This window comes from Pedobacter sp. 22226 (assembly GCF_052045455.1).
Classification (GTDB): domain Bacteria; phylum Bacteroidota; class Bacteroidia; order Sphingobacteriales; family Sphingobacteriaceae; genus Pedobacter; species Pedobacter jeongneungensis.
This window is the reverse complement of record NZ_JBQEPB010000019.1, coordinates 1-3047: the sequence shown is the minus strand read 5'-3', so window position 1 is coordinate 3047 and position 3047 is coordinate 1. Positions and strand designations below refer to the sequence as shown.

At 49.5% G+C, this 3047-nt stretch carries 1 rRNA gene; it reads left to right on the top strand.

The window, feature by feature from the left end:
- The first annotated feature begins 167 nt into the window (after nucleotides 1-167).
- Nucleotides 168-3044: ribosomal RNA gene (locus ACTJKC_RS25345) — 23S ribosomal RNA — on the top strand.
- Nucleotides 3045-3047: the final 3 nt, after the last annotated feature.

Sequence of the window (3047 nt, the reverse complement as noted above, 5' to 3'; positions counted from 1 at the left end):
ATAAAGTTCTTTGACATATTGGAAGAAGTTAAAAAAGAAGAGCAAACAACAATAGGCGACTGTTGTGTTTGTGCTCTCCTAAGGATGTAGCAATACAAAATTAGGGATGAGACATCATAACAAGAGCAAAAAAAGCATACTGTACGGCGCAAAAGGCGTACAAGTAGAAGAAAGTAAAAAAGAGTACACGGGGGATGCCTTGGCTCTCAGAGGCGATGAAGGACGTGATAAGCTGCGATAAGCTTCGGGTATTTGCAAATAGGAATTGATCCGAAGATTTCCGAATGGGGCAACCCGGCATGTTGAAGACATGTCACATATAATGAGCAAACCTGCCGAACTGAAACATCTAAGTAAGCAGAGGAAGAGAAAATAATAATGATTTCCTGAGTAGTGGCGAGCGAAAGGGAAAGAGCCCAAACCTACCTTGTTACGGCAAAGTGGGGGTTGTAGGACTGCAACATGGCATTAGCAAACAGAAGTGGAACGGGATGGGAAGCCCGGCGATACAAGGTGATAGCCCTGTACACGTATAGAATGCTAGCTTAGCAGTATCCTGAGTACCGCGAGGTCGGAGACGCCTTGTGGGAATCTGCCGGCACCATCCGGTAAGGCTAAATACTCCTGAGAGACCGATAGTGAACCAGTACCGTGAGGGAAAGGTGAAAAGAACCCCGAACAGGGGAGTGAAATAGAACCTGAAACCGTGTACTTACAAGCGGTCGGAGCGTACAAGTTGCGTGACGGCGTGCCTTTTGCATAATGAGCCTACGAGTTACTCCTCTCTGGCAAGGTTAAGTGCTTCAGGCACGGATCCGAAGCGAAAGCGAGTCTGAATAGGGCGTATAGTCAGAGGGGGTAGACGCGAAACCTTGTGATCTACCCATGGACAGGTTGAAGGTGCGGTAACACGTACTGGAGGACCGAACCGATAAACGTTGAAAAGTTTCCGGATGATCTGTGGGTAGGGGTGAAAGGCTAATCAAACTGGGAAATAGCTCGTACTCCCCGAAATGTTTTTAGGAACAGCGTGGATATTAAGTTTCATAGAGGTAGAGCTACTGATTGGGTGCGGGGGAGTCAAATCCTACCAAATCCAGACAAACTCCGAATGCTATGAAATATGATCTGCAGTGAGGCGCGGGGTGCTAAGGTCACGCGCCGAGAGGGAAAGAACCCAGACCATCAGCTAAGGTCCCCAAGTTACAGTTAAGTTGAACTAACGAGGTCCGATTGCACAGACAGCTAGGATGTTGGCTTGGAAGCAGCCATTCATTTAAAGAGTGCGTAACAGCTCACTAGTCGAGCGATCGGGCATGGATAATAAACGGGCATTAAACTGTACACCGAAGCTATGGGATTGAAATATATCGGTAGGGGAGCATTCTAGCGGCAGCGAAGGTACCTGGTAATGGGTGCTGGAGCTTCTAGAAAAGCAAATGTAGGCATAAGTAACGATAAGGTGGGCGAGAAACCCACCCACCGAAAGGATAAGGTTTCCTGATCAACGCTAATCGGATCAGGGTTAGTCGGGACCTAAGGAGAACCCGAAGGGGAAATTCGATGGACAACTGGTTAATATTCCAGTACTTTTTATAACTGCGATGTGGGGACGGAGTAGTGACACTGCCGCGATCTGACGGAATAGATCGTTAAAGGCTGTAGGTATTAGAACGGTAGGCAAATCCGCCGATCTAGCTGAACGCTGATAGTACCGCGAGGCTTCGGCTGAGTGGATAGTGCAGGTAATCAGACTTCCAAGAAAAACCGCTAAGCTTCAGGTTATAAAAACCCGTACCGCAAACCGACACAGGTATCCGGGAAGAGGATTCTAAGGTGCTCGAGTGAATCATGGCTAAGGAACTCGGCAAAATGGCCCTGTAACTTCGGGAGAAGGGGCGCTAGCAGCAATGTTAGCCGCAGTGAAAAGGCCCAGGCGACTGTTTAACAAAAACACATGGCTTTGCAAAATCGAAAGATGAAGTATAAGGCCTGACACCTGCCCGGTGCTGGAAGGTTAAGAGGGGATGTCATCCGCAAGGAGAAGCATTGAATCGAAGCCCCAGTAAACGGCGGCCGTAACTATAACGGTCCTAAGGTAGCGAAATTCCTTGTCGGGTAAGTTCCGACCTGCACGAATGGTGTAACGATCTGGGCGCTGTCTCAGCCATGAGCTCGGTGAAATTGTGGTCCCGGTGAAGACGCCGGGTACCCGCAACGGGACGGAAAGACCCCATGCACCTTCACTACAATTTAACATTGACATTGGATACAGGATGTGTAGGATAGGTGGGAGGCTTTGAAGCGGCGTCGCTAGGCGTCGTGGAGCCAACGTTGAAATACCACCCTTTCTGTATTCGGTGTCTAATCCTGCCAAGCGGGAGACATTGTTTGATGGGTAGTTTGACTGGGGTGGTCGCCTCCAAAAAGGTAACGGAGGCTTTCAAAGGTAAGCTCAGTACGCTTGGTAACCGTACGCGGAGTGCAATAGCATAAGCTTGCTTGACTGTGAGACATACAGGTCGATCAGGGTCGAAAGACGGATATAGTGATCCGGTGGTTCTGCATGGAAGGGCCATCGCTCAAAGGATAAAAGGTACGCTGGGGATAACAGGCTGATCTCCCCCAAGAGCTCATATCGACGGGGAGGTTTGGCACCTCGATGTCGGCTCGTCACATCCTGGGGCTGGAGAAGGTCCCAAGGGTTCGGCTGTTCGCCGATTAAAGTGGCACGCGAGCTGGGTTCAGAACGTCGCGAGACAGTTCGGTCCCTATCTGTTGTGGGCGTAGGAATTTTGAGTGGGGCTGACCTTAGTACGAGAGGACCGGGTTGGACCAGCCTCTAGTGAATCTGTTGTTCCGCCAGGGGCATTGCAGAGTAGCTACGCTGGGAATAGATAAGCGCTGAAAGCATCTAAGTGCGAAACTAGCCACGAGATGAGAATTCCATATAGGACCGTAGCAGACTACTACGTTGATAGGCTACAGATGTAAAGCTGGTGACAGCACAGTCGAGTAGTACTAATCATCCGAAGCTTTCAAAGCAA